We start from the raw sequence: 20208 nt of genomic DNA on the forward strand, positions 1-20208 counted from the left end.
TCAGCCGTTGGGCCCTACTGTCGCAACGATGGTCACTTGCTTGTTGTCCGGAATTTCCTGGTAGGCCAGCACATGCAGTCCGGGAACTGCCAGGCGACCAAAGCGCGAGAGCATCGCGCGAACCGGGCCTGCTACCAACAGGATCACCGGCTGACCTTGCATTTCCTGGCGCTGCGCCGCTTCGATCAGCGAACGCTGCAGCTTCTCGGCCATGCTCGGCTCCAGCAGAACGCCCTCTTCCGAGCCTTGTCCTGCCTTCTGCAGACTATTGAGCAATATTTGTTCCAACCTTGGCTCCAGCGTGATAACTGGCAGCTCCGACTCAGTCCCTACAATGCTTTGGACGATGGCGCGGGATACGCCGACCCGCACAGCGGCCACCAAAGCGGCGGTATCTTGACTCTTGGCGGCATTGTTGGCGATGGCTTCGGCAATGCTGCGGATATCGCGCACCGGCACGTGTTCGGCCAGCAACGCCTGCAACACCTTGAGCAACTGCGACAGCGTGACCACGCCCGGCACCAGCTCTTCAGCCAGTTTCGGCGAGCTCTTGGCCAGCAATTGCATCAATTGCTGCACTTCTTCGTGGCCGATCAGCTCGCTGGAGTGCTTGTACAGAATCTGGTTCAAGTGGGTCGCAACCACGGTGCTGGCATCGACCACGGTGTAACCGAGCGATTGCGCCTGGGCACGCTGGCTGACTTCGATCCACACCGCCTCCAGGCCGAAAGCCGGATCTTTGGCGGTAATGCCGTTGAGCGAGCCGTAGACCTGCCCCGGGTTGATCGCCAGTTCGCGATCCGGGTAGATCTCGGCTTCGGCCAGGATCACGCCCATCAGGGTCAGGCGATAGGCGCTTGGCGCCAGGTCGAGGTTGTCGCGGATGTGCACGGTCGGCATCAGGAAGCCCAGATCCTGCGAGAGCTTTTTGCGCACGCCCTTGATCCGTGCCAGCAATTGCCCGCCCTGGTTGCGGTCCACCAACGGAATCAGGCGGTAGCCGACCTCCAGGCCGATCATGTCGATCGGGGTCACGTCGTCCCAGCCCAGCTCCTTGGTTTCCATGGCGCGGGCCGGCGACGGCAGCAGTTCCTGTTGACGCTTGACCTCTTCCAGCGCGACGACCTTGGCCACGTTCTGCTTCTTCCAGAACAGGTAAGCACCACCGGCAGCCAGGGCAGCCATGCTCAGGAACGAGAAGTGCGGCATGCCCGGCACCAGGCCCATGACCGCCATCAGACCGGCAGCCACCGCCAGCGCTTTTGGCGAGGCGAACATCTGGCGATTGATCTGTTTGCCCATGTCTTCCGAGCCGGAAGCACGGGTCACCATGATCGCTGCAGCTGTAGATAACAACAGTGATGGCAATTGCGCCACTAAACCGTCACCGATGGTCAGCAAGGCGTAAACCTTGCCCGCGTCGGCGAAAGTCATGTTGTGCTGGAAGATACCGACGGCCATGCCGCCAATCAGGTTGATGAACAGAATCAGCAGGCCGGCGATGGCGTCACCGCGCACGAACTTGCTGGCACCGTCCATCGAACCGTAAAACTCTGCCTCTTGAGCAACTTCCTGACGACGAGCCTTGGCCTGGGCCTGGTCGATCAGACCGGCGTTGAGGTCGGCGTCGATCGCCATTTGCTTGCCGGGCATCGCATCGAGGGTGAAGCGCGCGCTCACCTCGGAGATCCGGCCGGCACCCTTGGTTACCACGACGAAGTTGATGATCATCAAGATCGCGAAAACCACGATACCAACCACGTAGTTACCGCCGATCACCACCTCACCGAAGGCCTGAATCACCTTACCGGCGGCGGCGTGGCCGTCCTGACCGTGGAGCATCACCACCCGCGTCGACGCCACGTTCAGCGCCAGTCGTAACAGCGTCGCCACCAGCAGGATCGTCGGGAACACCGCGAAATCCAGCGGCCGCAAGGCGTACACGCAGACCAGCAGCACGACGATCGACAGGGCAATGTTGAAGGTGAAGAACACGTCGAGCAGGAACGGCGGCACCGGCAACATCATCATCGCCAGCATGACCAGCAGCAACAGCGGCACACCCAGATTGCCCCGACTGAGGTCGGCAATGTTCGAGCGAGCACTGTTGATTAACTGAGAGCGATCCACCGGTTTTCCCCGTTCCTTTAAAGCAAACTTTTGACGCCCGAAGCAGGCGCACGGCGGCTACTGCAAGAAGCCTTCCAACTTTTGCAGGGGATTGAAACAGAGGGGTTCGGGCGTGGTTTTTTTCTGCTGGGCGGGATGTCGCATTCGCAAGATGCCAGCATAAAGTGCCTTTTAAACCCTGGTGTTTAAAAGACACCTTCAGACACGCCTTACAGGCTACGAATCCTTGCGCCGTTGCCTACAGCTACGCCAGAATCCGCCGGCTTGTGCGCTGTGGGGTCGGGTTCTATCGTGGATCTGTCGCTGACGAATCAGCGATCGGGTTTAGCGACTCGGACTATCTCAGTGCATCAGCGTTCATGGCTTCGTTGCGGGACTCTTCGTCCGCAATTACGTTATGGCGGCTGTATGCGGGAGACCTTTGGGTCTACCGGGGTGCCTGAGACCGGTTCGCTAACCTGCGTACAGCTGCCACCTTCACTTGTTTAGCGACAGGCGAGAGTGGCTCCATAACTCAGGAGCTTCACCATGATCAAACCAACACCCAATCCACCCGAAACCGATCCCGCCTCGCCCTACGAATCCGCCGATTCCAGAAAGCTTCATGAAGCCGCCGACCGCGCCCTCGATCACTATCTCTGCCCGCCCGGCTCCACGCCTCCACCGCGCAAGACCCGCAGAATGTACGCGGTCACGGCGGACTTCAAAAACGAAGAGCTGCTGGCCGATGCCTGCGAAACCCTGGCCTCAGCCAGAACCATCGTCAATGACTTCACCCATCTCATGCCCGCCTCGCAGCGCAGGACGCTGGTGGGTATTGCGCAACTGATCATGCTCGGGGAACTGGCCGTGAATCGGGTGTTGGATAATCTAGAAATACCGCCGTCGTCGAACCCTGTGTGAAGGCTTGAGTGATGTGTCGTGGTTGCTGACGCCTTCGCGGGCAAGCCCGCTCCCACAGGATTAGCGTCGCTCGGGAATATAAGCACACCACAAATCACTGTGGGAGCGGCGGTGCGACGGTTCGACTTGCCCGCGAAGGCGGCCTCACAGGCAACACAGGTCATCAGGCATAAAAAAACCGCCACCGGATTCAACCGGATGGCGGTTTTTTTGTTTGATCACAATCAGGAATCGCGCCGCAGATCCGGCGGGATCGGCAGGTCGTCCTTGAGCGGTTCCGGGAACTTGCCCTTGCCCGCGCGGTGCTGGCGGATCTGGTAGACGTAGGCCAGCACCTGAGCGACCGCCAGGTACAGGCCGCCGGGGATTTCTTCTTCCAGCTCCGTGGAGTAATAGATCGAACGCGCCAGCGCTGGCGATTCGAGGAGCATGACGTTGTTGGCCACGGCGATTTCGCGAATCTTCAACGCCAGGAAATCGCTGCCCTTGGCCAGCAGCATCGGCGCCCCGCCCTTCTCGGCGTCGTACTTGAGCGCCACGGCGTAGTGGGTCGGGTTGGTGATGACCACGTCGGCATCCGGAATCGCCGCCATCATCCGCCGCTGCGACATCTCGCGCTGAACCTGGCGAATGCGTTGCTTGACCTCCGGCCGACCTTCCTGGTCCTTGTGCTCGTCGCGCACTTCCTGCTTGGTCATCTTGAGCTTCTTGATGCTCTCCCAGATCTGCACGGGCACATCGACGGCGGCGATGATGATCAAACCGCACGCCAGCCACAGCGAGCTCCAGCCCACCAGTTGCAAGCTGTGAATGATCGCCCGGTCCAGCGGCTCGTGGGCGATGCGCAGCAGGTCGTCGATGTCCGAATTGAGCACCACCAGCGCCACGCCCAACGTGATGAGAAACTTGGCCAGCGCCTTGAGCAGCTCGACCACGGCCTTCATCGAGAACATCCGCTTGAGGCCCGCCGCCGGGTTCATCCGGCTGAACTTGGGCGCCAGCGAACCGGCAGCGAACAACCAGCCGCCCAGCGCGATCGGCCCGAGGAAAGCCGCCAGCAACAGGGTGATCATGATCGGCTGAATCGCCAGCAATGCCTGCAATCCGGAGCTCATCAGAAACGTCGCCATGGAGCGCTCGTCCATGATCACTTCCCGCGACAGCGTGAAGTTCTGGCGCATCAGCTCCATCAAATCCTGCGCCAGCATCCCGCCAAAGATCAGCAGCGCGGCAGAGCCGGCGAGCATGATCGCCAGCGTGTTGAGCTCCTTGGAGCGCGCAATCTCACCCTTTTCCCGGGAGTCCTTTTTGCGTTTCTCCGTGGGGTCTTCTGTTTTGTCCTGACCGCTTTCGCTCTCAGCCATGACTCAGCGCGCCTTTGCCAGTTCGCGTAAAAACTGCAGGGCCTCGGTGGCCAGCGGTTGATACTGATTGAGAATGTCCGCCAACCCGACCCAGACGATGAACAGGCCGAGCACCAGGGTCAGCGGAAAGCCGATGGAGAAAATGTTGAGCTGCGGCGCGGCCCGGGTCATCACGCCAAACGCGATATTGACCACCAGCAGCGCGGTGACCGCCGGCAACACCAGCAACAAGGCGGCGCCCAGCACCCAGCCGAGTTTGCCGGCCAGCTCCCAGTAATGCGTGGTCATCAGCCCGCCGCCGACCGGCAGCGTGGTGAAGCTTTCGGTGAGCACTTCGAAGACCACCAGGTGCCCGTTCATTGACAGGAACAGCAGGGTCACCAGCATTGTGAAGAACTGCCCGATCACCGCCACCGACACGCCGTTGGTAGGGTCGATCATCGATGCGAAGCCCATGCCCATCTGGATCGCGACGATCTGCCCCGCCACCACGAAGGCCTGAAAGAACAATTGCAAAGAAAACCCCAGCACCGCACCGACCAGAATCTGCTCGGCGATCAGCAGCAAACCGCTGAGGTCCAGAGGGCTGACCGCCGGCATTGCCGGCAAATTGGGCGTGATCACCACGGTGATCGCGAAGGCGAAGTACAGACGGATCCGCCGGGGCACCAGCGTGGTTCCGAAGACCGGCATCACCATCAACATCGAGGCGACGCGAAACATCGGCAGCATGAACGACGCCACCCAGGTGCTGATCTGGGTATCGGTCAACTGAAGCAGCGATTGCATGGCTTAGCCGATGACCATCGGAATGTTTTTGTACAACTGAGTGATGTATTCCATGAACGTCTGCACCAGCCACGGGCCGGCGACGATCAGCGTTACCAGCATCACCAGCAGACGCGGCAGAAAGCTCAGGGTCTGTTCGTTGATCTGGGTGGCGGCCTGGAACATCGACACCAGCAGGCCCACCAGCAGGCTCGGCACCACCAGGATCGCCACCATCATGGTGGTCAGCCACAGGGCTTCGCGAAAGATGTCGACCGCTACTTCTGGCGTCATGGCGATACACCTCCGAAACTGCTGGCCAGGGTGCCGATGATCAGCGCCCAGCCATCCACCAGCACGAACAGCATGATTTTGAACGGCAGGGAAATGATCAGCGGCGACAGCATCATCATACCCATCGCCATCAGCACGCTCGCGACCACCAGGTCGATGATCAGGAACGGGATGAAGATCATGAAACCGATCTGGAACGCGGTCTTCAGTTCAGACGTCACGAACGCCGGCACCAGAATCGTCAGCGGCGCCTGATCCGGCGTCGCGATGTCGGTGCGCTTGGACAGGCGCATGAACAGCTCCAGATCGCTGGAGCGGGTCTGGGCGAGCATGAAGTCCTTGATCGGCACCTGAGCCTTTTCAACTGCCTGCTGAGCGGTCAGTTTTTCCGCGAGGTACGGCTGCAAGGCATCGTTGTTCACGCGATCGAACACCGGCGCCATGATGAACAGCGTCAGGAACAGCGCCATACCGGTGAGGATCTGGTTCGACGGTGTCTGCTGCAGGCCCAGAGCCTGACGCAGGATCGAGAAGACGATGATGATCCGGGTGAAACTGGTCATCAGGATGACGGCGGCCGGAATGAAGCTCAGCGCCGTCATGATCAGCAGGATCTGCAGGCTGACCGAATACTCCTGCGCGCCCTCGGCGTTGGTGCCCAGGGTGATCGCCGGGATCGACAACGGATCGGCGGCGAATGCCAGCGGCGCGGCCAACATCAAGGCCAGGGTCAAGACGATGCGCAACGCACCCATTACTTCTTATCCTTCTGATCCTTGCCGAGGATCTTCAACAGATGCTGGGCAAATTCCGGAGTCGCTTTGTCGGCGGTGCTCGGCACCTCGACCGGCTCTTTGAGCACGTGCAACGCAGTGATGGTTCCGGGGCTGAGGCCGAGCAGAATCTGCTCGTTGCCGACCTGCACCAGCATCAGACGGTCACGCGGCCCGAGCGCGCGGGAACCGATCAGCTCGATCACCTGCCCCTTGCCGGCGGGACCTGCCTGCTGCACCCGGCGCAACAGCCAGGCGAGGAAGAAGATCAACCCCAGCACCAGCAACAAACCCAGCACCAGTTGCGTCAGCTGTCCGGCCACGCCGCTGTTGACGGCCGGCGCAGCCGCCGCTGCCGTGGTCGCCACCGGCTCGGCCGCCAGCACGCTGAACGGCAACGCCAGCGCCAGACCGAACAAAGCCCCCAGAACCTTTTTCACTCAGCGCAGCTTCTTGATGCGTTCGCTCGGGCTGATCACGTCAGTCAGACGGATGCCGAACTTTTCGTTGACCACGACCACTTCACCGTGGGCAATGAGGGTGCCGTTGACCAGCACGTCCAGCGGCTCGCCGGCCAGACGATCAAGCTCGATCACCGAACCCTGGTTGAGTTGCAGCAGGTTGCGGATGTTGATGTCGGTGCTGCCCACTTCCATCGAGATCGACACCGGAATGTCGAGAATCACGTCCAGGTTCGGACCGTCGAGGGTCACCGGGTCGTTGTTCTTCGGCACGCTGCCGAACTCTTCCATCGGCAGACGGTTGGAGCTCGAAGCACCTGCATCGGCGGCCAGCAGCGCGTCGATGTCGGCCTGCCCGGCTTCACCGGTTTCTTCCAGGGCGGCAGCCCATTCATCGGCCAGTGCCTGATCGTCCTGGGTGTTCATATCGTCGTTCATCATTTGTCCTCGGCGGGCAAAAAACCGGTAAAAGAATCAGGGAGTGAGGGCGCCGCTTCAGCGGCGCTCGATTGGCTCGATAACCTGCAACGCAAGGTTGCCTTTGTGCGAGCCCATCTTGACCTTGAAGGCCGGCACGCCGTTGGCGCGCATGATCATGTCTTCCGGCATCTCCACCGGAATCACGTCACCCGGCTGCATGTGCAGGATGTCGCGCAGTTTCAGCTGGCGGCGGGCTACGGTGGCGCCGATCGGCACGTCGACGTCGAGCACGTCCTGGCGCAGAGCGTTGACCCAGCGCTCGTCCTGGTCGTCGAGGTCCGACTGGAAACCGGCGTCGAGCATTTCGCGCACCGGCTCGATCATCGAGTACGGCATGGTCACGTGCAGATCGCCGCCACCGCCGTCGAGTTCGATGTGGAACGTGGAGACCACGATCGCTTCGCTCGGGCCGACGATGTTGGCCATGGCCGGGTTCACTTCCGAGTTGATGTACTCGAAGTTGACTTCCATGATCGCCTGCCAGGCTTCCTTCAAATCGACGAACGCCTGCTCCAGCACCATGCGCACCACGCGCAGTTCGGTCGGGGTGAATTCACGCCCTTCGATCTTGGCGTGACGGCCGTCGCCGCCGAAGAAGTTGTCCACCAGCTTGAACACCAGTTTGGCGTCGAGGATGAACAGCGCGGTGCCGCGCAGGGGTTTGATCTTGACCAGGTTGAGGCTGGTCGGCACGTACAGCGAGTGCACGTATTCGCCGAACTTCATCACCTGTACGCCACCGACGGCAACGTCCGCCGAGCGGCGCAGCATGTTGAACATGCTGATGCGGGTGTAGCGGGCAAAACGCTCGTTGATCATTTCCAGAGTCGGCATGCGTCCACGGACGATGCGATCCTGGCTGGTCAGGTCGTAGCTTTTGACACTGCCGGGTTCGGCAGCGTTATCGGTCTGTACCAGACCATCGTCGACGCCGTGCAACAGCGCGTCGATTTCATCCTGGGACAGCAGATCCTGCACGGCCATGTCGTGTTCCTACTGCAGTACGAAATTAGTGAAAAGCAACTGTTCGATCACCACTTTGCCCAGCTCTTTCTGCGCCACTTCCTGGACGCTGGCTGTGGCCTTCTGGCGCAACATCTCCTGACCGACCGGGGTCGCCAGCGTGGCGAAATCCTGACCGGAGAAGAGCATCACCAGGTTGTTGCGGATCACCGGCATGTGCACTTTGAGCGCTTCCAGATCCGCCTGATTGCGCGCCAGCATGGTGATGCTCACCTGCATGTAGCGCTGACGGCCGTTCTGGTTGTAGTTGGCCACGAAGGCCGGCGCCATCGGCTCGAAAATCGCCGGTTGCTTGCCGACCGGGGCCGCTTCGGCCGCAGCCTCAGGCTTGCTCTGGGCACTGTGCATGAAGAACCAGGTCGCCCCCACGGACGTGCCGATCGCCAGCAACAGACCCAGCACGATCACGATGATCAGCTTGAGTTTGCCTTTGGTTGCGGGGTCTTTTACTGCTGCAGCTTCGCTCTTCGCCATGCCAATAATCCGTCACTAATCGGGTTTTCACAGTCGCACGGCAAGGCAAGAGCAAGTGTTATGCCAGAAGTGTCGGGAGTCGTGGAGACAACGCTGAAGTCAAAAGCAACCCTCACCCCAGCCCTCTCCCAAAGGGAGAGGGAGCCGATCGAGTTGTCTTTTCGTGATATGTCGACCTGAAGCATCGAGTCGATTTGGATTCAGCTCAAAACAATCAGGTTAGCGAGCATCTCAAGCATCCCCCAATCAGTTCCCTCTCCCTCCGGGAGAGGGCTAGGGTGAGGGGCTTTTGATTTGATCAGGCGTAGTAATCGACAGCGCTGGAGCCGATCACGTGAGTGGCGGTGGCCGCCGCTTCAGCCACGGCTGACGGCGTCAACTCTTCTTCAGCCGAATCCAGGCGACCGCCGGCTGCGCTGGTGCGACCGCCCTGCCCCTGCTGCGCCTGTTCCTCACCTTGACCCTGCCAGCCACGGTTCTGGTCGGACACGTTGACGTCGACCTGCCCCATGCCTTGCTGGTTGAACATGTCGCGCAGGCGGTGCATCTGACCGTCGAGGGCTTCACGCACGCTCGGATGAGCACTCATGAAGGTCACCTGGGTCTGCTGGTCCGGGACCATGTTCACCCGGATATCCAGACGCCCCAGCTCGGCCGGCTGCAACTGGATGTCAGCCGCCTTCAGGTTGTTGCTCGACAGATACATGACCCGGTTGACCACTTCTTCGGTCCAGCCGTTCTGATGCATGGCAATCGGCTGGTTCACCGGCACCGCGTTGGCGGTTTTCGGTGTGGCAGCCTGGGTCAGCGCCGCCAGACGGTTGGCGAAATCATCCACGCGGGTGTCGCTGGTGGCGGTCTTCAGGTCTTTGAGGCCGTCATCGATCAGACCGCTGAACGCCTTTTCGCCGCCCTGGCTGGTGCTGTCCTTGTCAGCCTGCACGTCGAGCATGCTGGCCATGCCGGCAGCGAAGTTCTGCGCCGAGGTCAATTCGCCGTCAGCCTGAGCCTGGGCCGGGGTGGCCTTGGGCTGGGACTGACTGGAAGCGGAAATGTGGCCACTCTGCTCCATGGCCATGCGCACCGCGGGCAGCGAATCCAGCGGATCCGCCTCGGGGTCGAACGCCGGGTCAGTGGCCGGCACCGGATCCTTGACCATACCCGGCAATGCCGCCACGGCTGGTTTGTCGGTTTCCGGTTTTGCGGCGGTATCGACGACAGGGGTGGCGGCTACCGGTGTGGTAACGACAGGTTCTACCGCCGCCACCAGCGCCGGATCCACCGGTGCTGTGTCGACAACAGGAGTCGTTGCGGTATCGGCAGTCTCATCATCAGCAGCGGTTTTGTCGTCCGTTGCCGCCGTCGCCGGTTTGTCGGCGGGCAAGGCTTTGCCGCTATCGGCAACCGCCGGCTCCGGGGCGGCAGACTGATCCTTGCCGAGGTCTTTCTTGCCGCTGTTGTCGGCGACCTTGTCACGGGCAGGTTTTGCCGAATTGTCGACGGTCACCGAGGGCTTGTTCGGGCCTTGATCGGCAAATACTTGAGCGAAGCTGGAGGCCTTGTCCCCGGGCTCTGCGGCCACTGCCGATGATTTGGCCGAGGCAGCTTGCGCCTTGGCCTGGGCGGCGGTCTGAAGAAGAATGTTGGGGCTTGCAGGCATGGCACGGTCTCCGCTGCACTGGGATCGTAGGTACAGTTGGGATAGATGACTGCAAGTGCCGGGCCAGTTTCGTCAGAATCCCGACAAAACCGCCCGACGGCAGGATCAGTGCGTCAGCGAGCGCTGTCGCTCGGCGACATAAACGGGCCGCACATCGGCGAATTCGCTATGGATGTCGGCGACCAGTTTGATGATTTCAGAAGGGCTTTTGTCTTTGGCATGCTGTTCCAGCTCCTGGCACAGCACCGCAAGACGGGTCGCGCCCATGTTGCTGCTGCTGCCCTTGAAGCTGTGCGCAACGGAAGACAATGCGTCGGCATCGGCAGTCTGCTGCAACTCGCGCAGGCGATTTTCGGAATCGGCGAGGAAGGTATCCAGCAGTTCCGGATAGCTGTCTTCCATCACTTCCCGCAGCGCGCTCAGCGCCTCGTGGTCCACATGTGTATCAGCCACTTGTTCACTCCTTGATCAAGAATGCGCGGATTATGCCAGAGCCTCCCAGAAAAACTCCACGCGAGCACTGCGACCATCGTCTGACCAACTGGCATTACGCGCCAATTGCCGGATCAGGCTGACTCCGCGCCCCGACAGACGGACACCGTCGAGCGGTCGCTCCATCACGCGCGAGACATCAAACCCCTGGCCGCTGTCTTCGACCCGCACCACCAGACAACCACCCTCGCCTTCCGGCCGCACCTGCAAATGCACGCGCACGTAACCGTCCTGCAAGGCCTCCAGTCGCGCATTGCGCTGCTCATAATAACGGGCGAAACCCGACGCATCGCGCTTGAGGCTCGAATCCAGTCCCAGCACGCCATGCTCCAGCGCGTTGGAATAAAGCTCGGCCAGCACGCTGTACAGTGCGCCACTCTGCGCCCGCAATCCATGCACCTCAAGCAGCAACTGCAACAGATAAGGCAGCGGATTGAAGCGCTTGAGCGTGGCACCGCGAAATTCGAAGCTCACCGACCAGTCCAGCGGACAGGACTGGCCACTGTCGGAATACACCGGCGCCGACGGATTGACCTGCGCCATCTCCAGCAGGCTGACCTCGACCATGCTCACATCGTCCCGGGCCTCACCGCGAAAGTCCTGCAACGCCTGCTCGATTTCCTCGAACAGCCGATCCGGCTGGTGATTGGCGGCGAACACCTGGTGCAAGCGCTCGACACCGAACAACTGATCGTTGGCATCGCAGGTGTCGATAACCCCGTCCGAGAGCAGGAACACCCGATCGCCCACTGCCATCGAGTGAACCTCGGTGCGGTCATCGAAGGTCTGCGGGCTGAGCACACCCAGCGGCAAGTGGCGCGCAGCGAGTGGCTTGCGCTCCCCGGTAGCGAGGCAGTGCAGATAACCGTCGGGCATGCCGCCGTTCCAGACTTCCACCGAGCGCCGCTGAAAACTCAGGCACAACAGCGTCGCGCAACAGAACATGTCCACCGGCAGGATGCGCTTGAGCTTGGCGTTCATTTCCCGCAGGGTCTCGGCCAGACCGTAACCCTTGGCGGTCATGCCATAGAACACCTCGGCCAGCGGCATGGCCCCGACCGCCGCCGGCAAACCATGGCCGGTGAAATCACCAAGCAACACATGCATGTCGCCGGCCGGGGTGTACGCGGCCAACAGCAGGTCGCCGTTGAACAGCGCGTAAGGTGATTGCAGGTAACGGATGTTCGGCGCGCTCAGGCAGCCGGAATGCGCGACCTTGTCGAACACGGCCTTGGCGACCCGCTGCTCATTGAGCAGATAGTCGTGATGCTTGGCGATCAGATCGCGCTGTTGAAGAACCGTGGCCTGCAAACGGCGCAAGCGATCCATCGCCTTGATTTTGGCGGCGAGGATCACCTGGTTGTAGGGCTTCGCCAGAAAGTCGTCACCGCCGGCCTCGAGGCAACGGGCCAGGGCTTCACTTTCCGTCAGCGACGTGAGGAAGATGATCGGCACCAGGTTTTCACCCGCCAGCCTCTTGATCTGGCGTGCGGCTTCGAAGCCGTCCATCACCGGCATCATCGCGTCCATCAACACCAGATGCGGCTTTTGCCGGATAAACGCCTCGACCGCCTCCGCACCGTGGGTGGCCGTCAGCACTTCATGCCCCTGACGACGGACGATGGTCGACAACAACAGCCGGTCAGCGGCGCTGTCTTCGGCGATCAGGATCGTCAGCGGCTCTTGCGGCTGCATGGCCGTCAACTGATGTCGAACAGTTTGTCGAAGTTGGAAATGGCGAGGATTTTCTTCACGTCGGAACTGCTATTGACCACGCGGATTTCCGAGTCGTCACCGCCGACATGATCACGCAGCAGAAGCAGCATGCCGAGCGCCGAACTGTCGAGATAGGTCGCCTCCTTGAGGTCGACAATCACCGATTCGGGCTGCTCTTTTTCGTAGGATTGGCGAAATTCCTGATGCTTGGCGAAATCGAATCGCCCCTTGACCGAAATCGTCAGTTTTTTCTTGTCGGGAGAGACTTCTGTAACGACTGACATGTACTGGCTTCCTTGTCATTGACGAACGTGTACAAGGTTTAGCACTTGGAGGGGCCATGGGCAAGGCGCGATGGCGTCGGGATCTGTGCGAGATCTGCCCGTCAAAACGCCTCGTGGCGCGGCAGACGCTGAGACAACTCGTCCAGCAATTTCTGTTCGCGCTTGTCTTCGGCGCGCTGCGCTTCATCCAGATAACGTTGTACAAGCTTACGCAGACCTTCGACCCGGGCGAATGCCTGCTGCCAGGCATCACGGGCCTTGTCCAGGTTGTTCTGGTGCCATTGCAGGCTCTGACGCTGTTGATCGACAGCAGTGTCGAGTTGCGCCAGGAAGCCCTGAAAACCGAGCAGCCATTGCCCGGACACGCCCGTGCTGCCGCGTACGATCCACTGCTCGGAGTAATCCAGACGAAAGGCATGCAGGTCGGCGAGCTTGCTCTCGGCCACCTTCACCTGACCCTGAAAGTAACCCAGGCGCTGCACGGCGGTTTTCTCGGCCTTCTCGGCCATGTCCACCACCGGCGCCAGACGCGCGGCTCGACTCAGGGCCATGACCGGTTACCCGCCGGCCGCCGGGGCGAAAATCGTGCTGAGGTACGCCTCGCTTTCACCCAGGCTGATGTTGTCGTTGAGACCCTGACGCAGGTATCTGACCAGTTGCGGCTGCAGATTGATGGCAAGGTCAGTCTCGCGGTCACCGCCAGCGACATAGGCGCCGACGCTGATCAGGTCGCGACTCTGTTGGTAGCGCGACCACAACTGCTTGAAGTATTGCGCGCGCTGCATATGCTCCGGCGACACCACCGCCGGCATCACCCGGCTGATCGAGGCTTCAATATCAATGGCCGGGTAATGACCTTCCTCGGCCAGCCGCCGCGACAGCACGATGTGGCCGTCGAGCACACCCCGCGCGGAGTCGGCGATCGGGTCCTGCTGGTCATCGCCCTCGGACAGTACGGTGTAGAACGCGGTGATCGAACCCCCGCCCTTCTCCGCATTACCGGCGCGCTCCACCAGTTTCGGCAGTTTGGCGAATACCGACGGCGGATAACCCTTGGTCGCCGGCGGCTCGCCGATGGCCAGAGCGATTTCCCGCTGGGCCTGGGCGAAACGGGTCAGCGAATCCATCAGCAACAGGACATTCTTGCCCTTGTCGCGGAAATATTCGGCGATCCGCGTGCAGTACATCGCCGCGCGAAGACGCATCAGCGGCGCATCGTCCGCAGGTGATGCAACCACCACGGAACGCTTGAGGCCTTCTTCACCGAGGATGTGCTCGATGAACTCTTTAACTTCTCGACCCCGCTCACCGATCAGGCCGACGACGATGATGTCGGCCTCGGTGAAGCGAGTCATCATGCCGAGCAACACCGACTTACCGACACCGGTACCGGCGAACAGGCCCAGACGCTGGCCGCGACCGACCGTCAACAAACCGTTGATGCAACGGATGCCGACGTCGAGCGGTTCGCTGATCGGGTCACGGTTGAGCGGGTTGATGGTCGGGCCGTCCATCGGCACCCAGTCTTCGGCCTTCATGCCGCCCTTGCCGTCCAGCGCACGTCCGGCGCCGTCGAGCACACGACCGAGCATGCTCATGCCCATCGGCAAACGACCGGTGTCGGCCAACGGCACCACGCGGGCGCCCGGGGCAATGCCGGCCACGCTGCCGACCGGCATCAGGAACACCTTGCTGCCGGAGAAGCCCATGACTTCGGCTTCAACCTGGGACGGGTGATAGGTGTCGTCGTTGATCACCATGCAGCGGGTGCCCATGGCGGCACGCAGGCCTTCGGCTTCAAGCGTCAGGCCGACCATGCGCAGCAGGCGCCCTTCGAGGATCGGCGCACCGGCGATTTCGGTGGCCTCGGCGTAAGTGCTCAGGCGCTTGGCGAAGCTGGTGCGTTCAAGGCGCATCGGGGGCGTCCGCGAGCGGCTCTTCTGCGATCGGAGCCGGCTTCGGTGTTTCCGGCAAGTCGAGGCTCAGATCCGGCGCGGCCGGATGCAAGGCCTGTTCGTGCAACTGGTCGAACAGTTTGGCCATGACCTGGCTGACGCGGGTTTCGATGCTGGCGTCGATTCGGCTGTGGTCGGTCTCGACCCGGCAACCGCCCGGCAGCAGGGATTCGTCCTCGACGATGCGCCAGGTTTCCTCATGACGTTCGCGCAGGGCTTTGACCTGTTCGAAATCCTGCGGATTGACGTACAGCCGCACATTGCCTACGCCCAGCGGCAACAGCTTGAGGGCGTCGCGCATGACGTGTTCGATCTGCGTCGAGTCGATGGCCAGCTCGCGCTGAATCACCTGTTTGGCGATGTGCTGCACGAGGTCGACCAGCGACTTTTCGATCTGGGTGTCTTGCTCGGCAATGGGCTCGAACAGGTGGCCCATCAGTTGCTCAAGGCTGTTGACCTTGGCCGTCAGGACCACTTCGGCTTCCTGGCGCACCTTGAGGGTAGCGCTGTGAAAGCCTTCCTTTTCGCCGATGGCGAAGCCCTCGTTGTAGGCCTCCTGACGGATGCTTTCGAGTTCTTCCAGCGTCAGTGGCTGGACTTCTTCCAGCGGCACTTCTTCCATCTCCGGCGGTTCAGGCTCAGGTTCCGGCTCGGGCTCAGGTTTCGGCGGGTCGAAGCTGGGCAACGCCCAAGATTCGAAACCACGGACGTCCCGGGCACGGATCAGGTCCGTCACATCGTCGTCATGCTTGTCCATGGGCTTAGATCATTTCCTCGCCGCCCTTGCCACCGAGCACGATTTCTCCGGCTTCGGCCATACGGCGGGCGATGGTGAGGATTTCCTTCTGCGCGGTCTCCACGTCGCTGACGCGCACCGGGCCCTTGGCCTCGAGGTCGTCGCGCAGCAGTTCGGCGGCACGCTTGGACATGTTCTTGAAGATCTTCTCTTTGACGCCTTCGTCCGAACCCTTGAGGGCCAGCACCAGCACGTCGGAAGACACTTCGCGCAACAGTGCCTGGATACCGCGGTCGTCGACATCGGCCAGGTTGTTGAACACGAACATGAGGTCTTCGATCTGACCGGACAGATCTTCGTCGACTTCGCGGATCGAGTCCATGAGCTGGCCTTCGATCGAGCTGTCGAGGAAGTTCATGATGTCCGCCGCCCGCTTGATGCCACCCAGGGTGGTGCGCGAGGCGTTCGAGTTGCCGGAGAACTGCTTCTCGAGGATCTGGTTCAATTCTTTCAGCGCGGCCGGCTGTACGGTGTTCAACGACGAGACGCGCAGGATGATGTCCAGACGCACCTTGTGGTCGAAGTTGCCCAGCACTTCACCGGCCTGATCCGGATCGAGGTACGCGACCACGATCGCCTGGATCTGCGGGTGTTCGTAACGGATCACGTCGGCAACGGCGCGCGGCTCCATCCATTTCAGGCTGTCGAGGCCACTGGTGTTGCCGCCCAGCAGAATGCGGTCGATCAGGCCGTTGGCCTTGTCTTCACCCAGGGCCTGGGTGAGCATTTTGCGCACGTAGTCGTCGGAGCCGACGCCCAGGCTGGTCTGATCGCCGACGATGTCGACGAACTCGCTCATGACCTGCTCGACCTGCTCACGGTGGACGTTGCCCATCTGGGCCATGGCCACGCCGACTCGCTGAACCTCTTTGGGGCCCATGTGGCGCAGCACTTGTGCGGCATCGGTCGAACCCAGGGACAGCAGCAGAATCGCGGCTTTATCGACCCGGGACAGTTTGGCGACGGCGGCTCGGTTATCACTCATCTGCGTTAATCCACTCTTTCACGACCTGGGCCACACGACCCGGGTCTTCTGCCACCAGACTCTTGATTGCGTTCAACTGAGCGTCATAACCCTCGCTCGGGCTCGGCAGCAGAATGCTGGTCGGGCCGCCGAGGCTGACGCGATCGTTGGACAGTTCACCATCCAGACCGCCCATGCCACCGAGTTCCATGTCGCCGCCGAGACCGGCCAGCTCCTTGCTTTTGCCGCCACCGGTGATGTTGTTGAGCACCGGACGCAGCACGCCGAACACCAGCACCAGGATGAACAACACACCCAGCACTTGTTTGACGATGTCCCAGAACCATGGCTGGGAGTAGAACGGAATGTCGGCGATCACTTCGCCGCGCTCGGCGGAGAACGGCATGTTGATCACGCTGACGCTGTCGCCACGACTGGCGTCGAAGCCGACGGCGTCCTGCACCAGACGGGTGAAGCGCGCCAATTCGTCGGCGCTCCACGGCGCACGGGTGGTTTCGCCGTTGGCCGGGTTGATCTTGACCTGATCGTCCACCACCACCGACACCGACAGGCGATTCAGGCGACCCTGCTGCTGTTTGGTGTGGCTGATGGAACGGTCGAGTTCGAAGTTCTTGGTGGATTGTTGACGCTTGTCCGCCGGGTACGGCGCGAGCATCGGCTGGCCGGTTGCCGGGTCCATGATCTGCTGACCGTTGGCATCAACCAGCGGCTGACCAGGCTGCACCATGCTCGCCGGGGCGGCTGCGCCACCGGTGGTTTGCGGCGCCGAAGCCGGCGACGGTGGCTGGTTGCTCAGGGCACCCGGCACACCTTGCGGGCCATTGCTGGCGGTGCGTTGTTCGTTGACCGACTGTTCGCTGCGCAGGGCCGGTTGATCCGGGTTGAACTGCTCGGCGGTCGATTCGACAGCACTGAAATCGACGTCGGCCGAGACTTCAGCCTTGTAGCGATCGTTGCCCAGTACCGGTTGCAGAATGTTGTGCACGCGCTGGGTGAGCATGCTTTCCATGCGGCGGCTGTAGTCGAACTGCTTGCCGGCCATGGTCATTTCAGAGTTTTCCGCCTGATCCGACAGCAGGTTGCCCTTCTGGTCGACGACGGTGATCTGCGATTTGCTCAGCTCGGGAACGGAGGTCGCCACCAGATTGATAATGGCAACGACCTGGCCTGGCTCCAGCGAACGACCGGAGTACAGCTCGACCAGTACCGAAGCGCTAGGCTTGCGTTCGTCACGCACGAACACCGAACTTTTCGGGATCGCCAGGTGAACGCGCGCGCCCTTGACGTTGTTCAGGCTGGAAATGGTGCGGGCCAGTTCGCCTTCGAGGCCGCGACGATAACGGGTCGCTTCCATGAACTGGCTGGTGCCCAGACCCTGTTCCTTGTCGAGGATTTCAAAACCGATGTTGCCGTCGCTGGGAGTGACACCAGCGGCCGCGAGCTTGAGCCGCGCACGGGACAGGTCATCGGCCTTGACCAGCAAGGCGCCGGAATTCGGTTCAACGGTGTAGGGAATGTCGGCGGAGGCCAGGGTGTCCATGACCTGCTTGGCGTCCATGCCGGCAAGGCTGCCGTACAGAGGCCGGTAGTCCGGTTGCTGCGACCACAGCACCACGGCAAAGCCAATCGCCACGCTCGCGGCCAGGCCGACCAACAGGCCCACCTGACGCAGCACGGTCATCTCGGAGAGGTTTTCCAGGAAGGACAGGCCGAACAGCGGCGGTTTGCCGTCTATCGGGGTGGCCTTGGCCGGAACGTTATCGGCGACTGCTTCTGCCATGACTCAATCTCGTCCTTAAACCGGCATCTGCATGATGTCTTGATAAGCCTGAACCAGCTTGTTGCGCACCTGGGTCAGAGCCTGAAACGACACGCTGGCTTTTTGCGAGGCAATCATCACGTCCGTCAGATCGACGCCGCTCTTGCCGATTTCAAATGCGTTGGCCAACTGAGTCGACGCCTGCTGGGTATCACTGACTTTGTTGATGGCCTGACCGAGCATGTCGGAAAAGCTGCTGCCTGCCACTTCAGGGGCAGCGGAAGTCGATTTCGGCTTCGACATGGCGTCCATTTGCATGGCCTTCATGTCCATCATCAACCGATTAAATTCAATACCTTGGCTCATGGTCTACTCTCTTGGGCGGCCCGCAATTTTTTGACACTCACTCGGCGGGTACTCAGGTGTTAGCAACAACGGTGCCAGCTCATGGGCACCGCTTTCAGAAAAGCCGTTTCAAACGTTTGCGCCACCCGTCAGGTGGCGAACAGGTAGCCTTCGACATCCATGCCCGCATCGCGCATTTGCGCCAGTTTGTAACGCAGGGTGCGCGGGCTGATGCCGAGTTTTTCCGCGGCTTCCTTGCGCCGACCACGTTCGGTACGCAGGGTATCGATGATCATCTGGAACTCGCGGCGACGCAGGTCATCGCCCAGCGCACCGGCCGAATCCGCCTCGATTTCCACTTCACGAATGACCGGCGCGGCCGGCACTGCCGCCGGCAATGGAGCAAACAGCGCAGGCCCGGAGAGACAGAAATCCTGCGGCTGGATCAACCCGCCCTGCTGCAGAATCAAGGCCCGCTGGACCGCGTTATCCAGCTCGCGCACGTTGCCCGGCCACGGATAACCGATCAGGCACGCTTGCGCCTCGGGCGAGAACTTCGCCATCGCATGCTTCATTTTATTGACGTGCTTGCCCAACAGACGCTCGGCCAGCGGCAGGATATCGGCGGTGCGCTCGCGCAACGGACGCCAGGCCAGCGGAAATACCGACAGACGATAATAGAGGTCTTCACGGAACCGCCCCGCCGCCACTTCACCGGCCAGGTCGCGGTTGGTGGTGGCCACCACGCGAATATCGAGAGTGATCGGCTTGCGTGCGCCGACCCGCTCCACTTCCCGCTCCTGCAACACTCGCAAAAGCTTGGCTTGCAGGCCGAGGGGCATTTCGGAAATCTCATCGAGCAGAATGGTGCCGCCGTCCGCCTGTTCGAACTTGCCGGCCTGGGCCGCGATGGCGCCGGTGAACGAGCCTTTTTCGTGACCGAACAGGGTGGCTTCGAGCATGTTGTCCGGGATCGCCGCACAGTTGATCGCAATGAACGGCTGACTGGCGCGATGGGATTGCTGGTGGATGTAGCGCGCCAGCACTTCCTTGCCGGTGCCGGACTCGCCGGAAATCAGCACGGTGGAATCGCTGCGTGCGACCCGCGCCGCCAGATCCAGCAATTGAGCACTGGCCGGCTCGACCGCGACCGGCCCTTCGGCGTCACTGGTGCCAAGACTGCCCAAGGCGTGGCGCGCCACAAGATCCAGCAGAGCCTTGGGCTCGAACGGCTTGACCAGATAATCTGCCGCGCCCTGGCGCATCGCATCGACCGCGCGCTCGACCGCGCCATGGGCGGTCATCAGCAGCACCGGCAATTGCGGCTGCCGTGCGCGCAGCAGCCCGAGCAATTGATGGCCGTCCATGCCCGGCATGTTGACGTCGCTGACCACCAGACTGAACGCTTCGCGTTCGACGGCGTTCAGCGCCTCTTCGGCCGAACCCACCGCGTGATAGTCGTGACCGGCCAGCAACAGCGTATCGGCCAGCGCCTCGCGCAACGAGCGGTCATCCTCGACCAGCAGAACCTTGATGCCCATGACCT

At 61.5% G+C, this 20208-nt stretch carries 21 protein-coding genes; 1 reads left to right on the plus strand and 20 read right to left on the minus strand.

The window, feature by feature from the left end; genetic code table 11:
• Positions 1 to 2130 (minus strand): flagellar biosynthesis protein FlhA, encoded by a 2130-nt coding sequence (gene flhA, locus M5G18_RS17840; protein WP_007951956.1) that lies wholly within the window; start codon positions 2128 to 2130, stop codon positions 1 to 3.
• A 528-nt stretch (positions 2131 to 2658) separates the two neighbouring features.
• On the opposite strand from flhA, the gene M5G18_RS17845 reads away from it, so the two are divergent.
• Positions 2659 to 3033: a DUF6124 family protein gene (locus tag M5G18_RS17845; RefSeq protein ID WP_273896654.1), complete on the plus strand. Its 375-nt coding sequence runs from the start codon at positions 2659 to 2661 to the stop codon at positions 3031 to 3033.
• A gap of 224 nt (positions 3034 to 3257) precedes the next feature.
• On the opposite strand, the gene flhB is transcribed toward M5G18_RS17845, so the two are convergent.
• The 19 genes from flhB to M5G18_RS17940 form a co-directional block, all read right to left on the minus strand.
• Positions 3258 to 4397 (minus strand): flagellar biosynthesis protein FlhB, encoded by a 1140-nt coding sequence (flhB, locus tag M5G18_RS17850; RefSeq protein WP_273896653.1) that lies wholly within the window; start codon positions 4395 to 4397, stop codon positions 3258 to 3260.
• Between the two features lie 3 nt (positions 4398 to 4400).
• Positions 4401 to 5186, minus strand: a complete 786-nt coding sequence (fliR, locus tag M5G18_RS17855; protein WP_007951952.1) for a flagellar biosynthetic protein FliR — start codon at positions 5184 to 5186, stop codon at positions 4401 to 4403.
• Positions 5187 to 5189: 3 nt separating this feature from the next.
• Positions 5190 to 5459: a flagellar biosynthesis protein FliQ gene (fliQ, locus tag M5G18_RS17860; RefSeq protein ID WP_007951951.1), complete on the minus strand. Its 270-nt coding sequence runs from the start codon at positions 5457 to 5459 to the stop codon at positions 5190 to 5192.
• Positions 5456 to 6214 (minus strand): flagellar type III secretion system pore protein FliP, encoded by a 759-nt coding sequence (gene fliP / locus M5G18_RS17865; protein ID WP_007951950.1) that lies wholly within the window; start codon positions 6212 to 6214, stop codon positions 5456 to 5458. The genes fliQ and fliP overlap by 4 nt, the downstream gene beginning before the upstream one ends.
• The gene (fliO, locus tag M5G18_RS17870; protein WP_007951949.1) at positions 6214 to 6672 is read right to left on the minus strand and encodes a flagellar biosynthetic protein FliO; all 459 of its coding nucleotides are present in this window, start codon (positions 6670 to 6672) and stop codon (positions 6214 to 6216) included. The genes fliP and fliO overlap by 1 nt, the downstream gene beginning before the upstream one ends.
• A complete protein-coding gene (fliN, locus tag M5G18_RS17875) occupies positions 6673 to 7131 on the minus strand; it encodes a flagellar motor switch protein FliN (RefSeq protein ID WP_007951948.1) in 459 nt (152 codons plus the stop codon).
• Positions 7132 to 7188: 57 nt separating this feature from the next.
• Positions 7189 to 8157, minus strand: coding sequence for a flagellar motor switch protein FliM (gene fliM / locus M5G18_RS17880; protein WP_003222890.1), 969 nt, complete (start codon positions 8155 to 8157; stop codon positions 7189 to 7191).
• 9 nt (positions 8158 to 8166) lie between these two features.
• Positions 8167 to 8670, minus strand: coding sequence for a flagellar basal body-associated protein FliL (gene fliL, locus M5G18_RS17885; protein WP_230736292.1), 504 nt, complete (start codon positions 8668 to 8670; stop codon positions 8167 to 8169).
• Between the two features lie 298 nt (positions 8671 to 8968).
• Positions 8969 to 10330 carry a flagellar hook-length control protein FliK gene (locus tag M5G18_RS17890; RefSeq protein ID WP_273896652.1) on the minus strand — a complete coding sequence of 454 codons (1362 nt, stop codon included), beginning with the start codon at positions 10328 to 10330 and terminating at the stop codon, positions 8969 to 8971.
• A gap of 105 nt (positions 10331 to 10435) precedes the next feature.
• A complete protein-coding gene (locus M5G18_RS17895) occupies positions 10436 to 10783 on the minus strand; it encodes an Hpt domain-containing protein (RefSeq protein ID WP_007951942.1) in 348 nt (115 codons plus the stop codon).
• Between the two features lie 30 nt (positions 10784 to 10813).
• Complete coding sequence (locus M5G18_RS17900; RefSeq protein WP_273896651.1) at positions 10814 to 12517, minus strand: ATP-binding SpoIIE family protein phosphatase; 1704 nt, start codon at positions 12515 to 12517, stop codon at positions 10814 to 10816.
• Positions 12518 to 12522: 5 nt separating this feature from the next.
• Positions 12523 to 12822, minus strand: a complete 300-nt coding sequence (locus tag M5G18_RS17905) for an STAS domain-containing protein (protein ID WP_007951938.1) — start codon at positions 12820 to 12822, stop codon at positions 12523 to 12525.
• Positions 12823 to 12923: 101 nt separating this feature from the next.
• Complete coding sequence (gene fliJ / locus M5G18_RS17910) at positions 12924 to 13373, minus strand: flagellar export protein FliJ (protein ID WP_007951935.1); 450 nt, start codon at positions 13371 to 13373, stop codon at positions 12924 to 12926.
• Between the two features lie 6 nt (positions 13374 to 13379).
• On the minus strand, positions 13380 to 14738 hold the full coding sequence (gene fliI / locus M5G18_RS17915) for a flagellar protein export ATPase FliI (RefSeq protein WP_085747110.1): 1359 nt from the start codon (positions 14736 to 14738) through the stop codon (positions 13380 to 13382).
• Positions 14728 to 15534: a flagellar assembly protein FliH gene (gene fliH / locus M5G18_RS17920; RefSeq protein WP_273896650.1), complete on the minus strand. Its 807-nt coding sequence runs from the start codon at positions 15532 to 15534 to the stop codon at positions 14728 to 14730. Before fliH ends, fliI begins: the two co-directional genes overlap by 11 nt.
• Before the next feature lie 4 nt (positions 15535 to 15538).
• Positions 15539 to 16558 (minus strand): flagellar motor switch protein FliG, encoded by a 1020-nt coding sequence (gene fliG / locus M5G18_RS17925; RefSeq protein WP_007958288.1) that lies wholly within the window; start codon positions 16556 to 16558, stop codon positions 15539 to 15541.
• Positions 16551 to 18338, minus strand: a complete 1788-nt coding sequence (gene fliF / locus M5G18_RS17930) for a flagellar basal-body MS-ring/collar protein FliF (protein ID WP_007958290.1) — start codon at positions 18336 to 18338, stop codon at positions 16551 to 16553. The genes fliG and fliF overlap by 8 nt, the downstream gene beginning before the upstream one ends.
• Before the next feature lie 15 nt (positions 18339 to 18353).
• Positions 18354 to 18683, minus strand: a complete 330-nt coding sequence (gene fliE / locus M5G18_RS17935; protein ID WP_273896649.1) for a flagellar hook-basal body complex protein FliE — start codon at positions 18681 to 18683, stop codon at positions 18354 to 18356.
• A 128-nt stretch (positions 18684 to 18811) separates the two neighbouring features.
• The gene (locus tag M5G18_RS17940) at positions 18812 to 20203 is read right to left on the minus strand and encodes a sigma-54-dependent transcriptional regulator (RefSeq protein WP_273896648.1); all 1392 of its coding nucleotides are present in this window, start codon (positions 20201 to 20203) and stop codon (positions 18812 to 18814) included.
• Between the last annotated feature and the right edge of the window lie 5 nt (positions 20204 to 20208).

The sequence above is a fragment of the Pseudomonas aphyarum genome, from assembly GCF_028657055.1.
GTDB lineage: Bacteria > Pseudomonadota > Gammaproteobacteria > Pseudomonadales > Pseudomonadaceae > Aquipseudomonas > Aquipseudomonas aphyarum.

What these genes read in the sequence shown, in the direction of transcription:
- fliE (WP_273896649.1), bottom strand. Translation starts at nt 18,683, where the DNA reads ATGAGCCAAGGTATTGAATTTAATCGGTTGATGATGGACATGAAGGCC.
- M5G18_RS17890 (WP_273896652.1), bottom strand. Translation starts at nt 10,330, where the DNA reads ATGCCTGCAAGCCCCAACATTCTTCTTCAGACCGCCGCCCAGGCCAAG.
- flhB (WP_273896653.1), bottom strand. Translation starts at nt 4,397, where the DNA reads ATGGCTGAGAGCGAAAGCGGTCAGGACAAAACAGAAGACCCCACGGAG.
- M5G18_RS17905 (WP_007951938.1), bottom strand. Translation starts at nt 12,822, where the DNA reads ATGTCAGTCGTTACAGAAGTCTCTCCCGACAAGAAAAAACTGACGATT.
- M5G18_RS17940 (WP_273896648.1), bottom strand. Translation starts at nt 20,203, where the DNA reads ATGGGCATCAAGGTTCTGCTGGTCGAGGATGACCGCTCGTTGCGCGAG.
- fliR (WP_007951952.1), bottom strand. Translation starts at nt 5,186, where the DNA reads ATGCAATCGCTGCTTCAGTTGACCGATACCCAGATCAGCACCTGGGTG.
- fliP (WP_007951950.1), bottom strand. Translation starts at nt 6,214, where the DNA reads ATGGGTGCGTTGCGCATCGTCTTGACCCTGGCCTTGATGTTGGCCGCG.
- fliH (WP_273896650.1), bottom strand. Translation starts at nt 15,534, where the DNA reads ATGGACAAGCATGACGACGATGTGACGGACCTGATCCGTGCCCGGGAC.
- M5G18_RS17845 (WP_273896654.1), top strand. Translation starts at nt 2,659, where the DNA reads ATGATCAAACCAACACCCAATCCACCCGAAACCGATCCCGCCTCGCCC.
- fliF (WP_007958290.1), bottom strand. Translation starts at nt 18,338, where the DNA reads ATGGCAGAAGCAGTCGCCGATAACGTTCCGGCCAAGGCCACCCCGATA.
- M5G18_RS17900 (WP_273896651.1), bottom strand. Translation starts at nt 12,517, where the DNA reads ATGCAGCCGCAAGAGCCGCTGACGATCCTGATCGCCGAAGACAGCGCC.
- fliL (WP_230736292.1), bottom strand. Translation starts at nt 8,670, where the DNA reads ATGGCGAAGAGCGAAGCTGCAGCAGTAAAAGACCCCGCAACCAAAGGC.
- fliJ (WP_007951935.1), bottom strand. Translation starts at nt 13,373, where the DNA reads ATGGCCCTGAGTCGAGCCGCGCGTCTGGCGCCGGTGGTGGACATGGCC.
- fliN (WP_007951948.1), bottom strand. Translation starts at nt 7,131, where the DNA reads ATGAACGACGATATGAACACCCAGGACGATCAGGCACTGGCCGATGAA.
- fliI (WP_085747110.1), bottom strand. Translation starts at nt 14,738, where the DNA reads ATGCGCCTTGAACGCACCAGCTTCGCCAAGCGCCTGAGCACTTACGCC.
- fliQ (WP_007951951.1), bottom strand. Translation starts at nt 5,459, where the DNA reads ATGACGCCAGAAGTAGCGGTCGACATCTTTCGCGAAGCCCTGTGGCTG.
- fliG (WP_007958288.1), bottom strand. Translation starts at nt 16,558, where the DNA reads ATGAGTGATAACCGAGCCGCCGTCGCCAAACTGTCCCGGGTCGATAAA.
- fliM (WP_003222890.1), bottom strand. Translation starts at nt 8,157, where the DNA reads ATGGCCGTGCAGGATCTGCTGTCCCAGGATGAAATCGACGCGCTGTTG.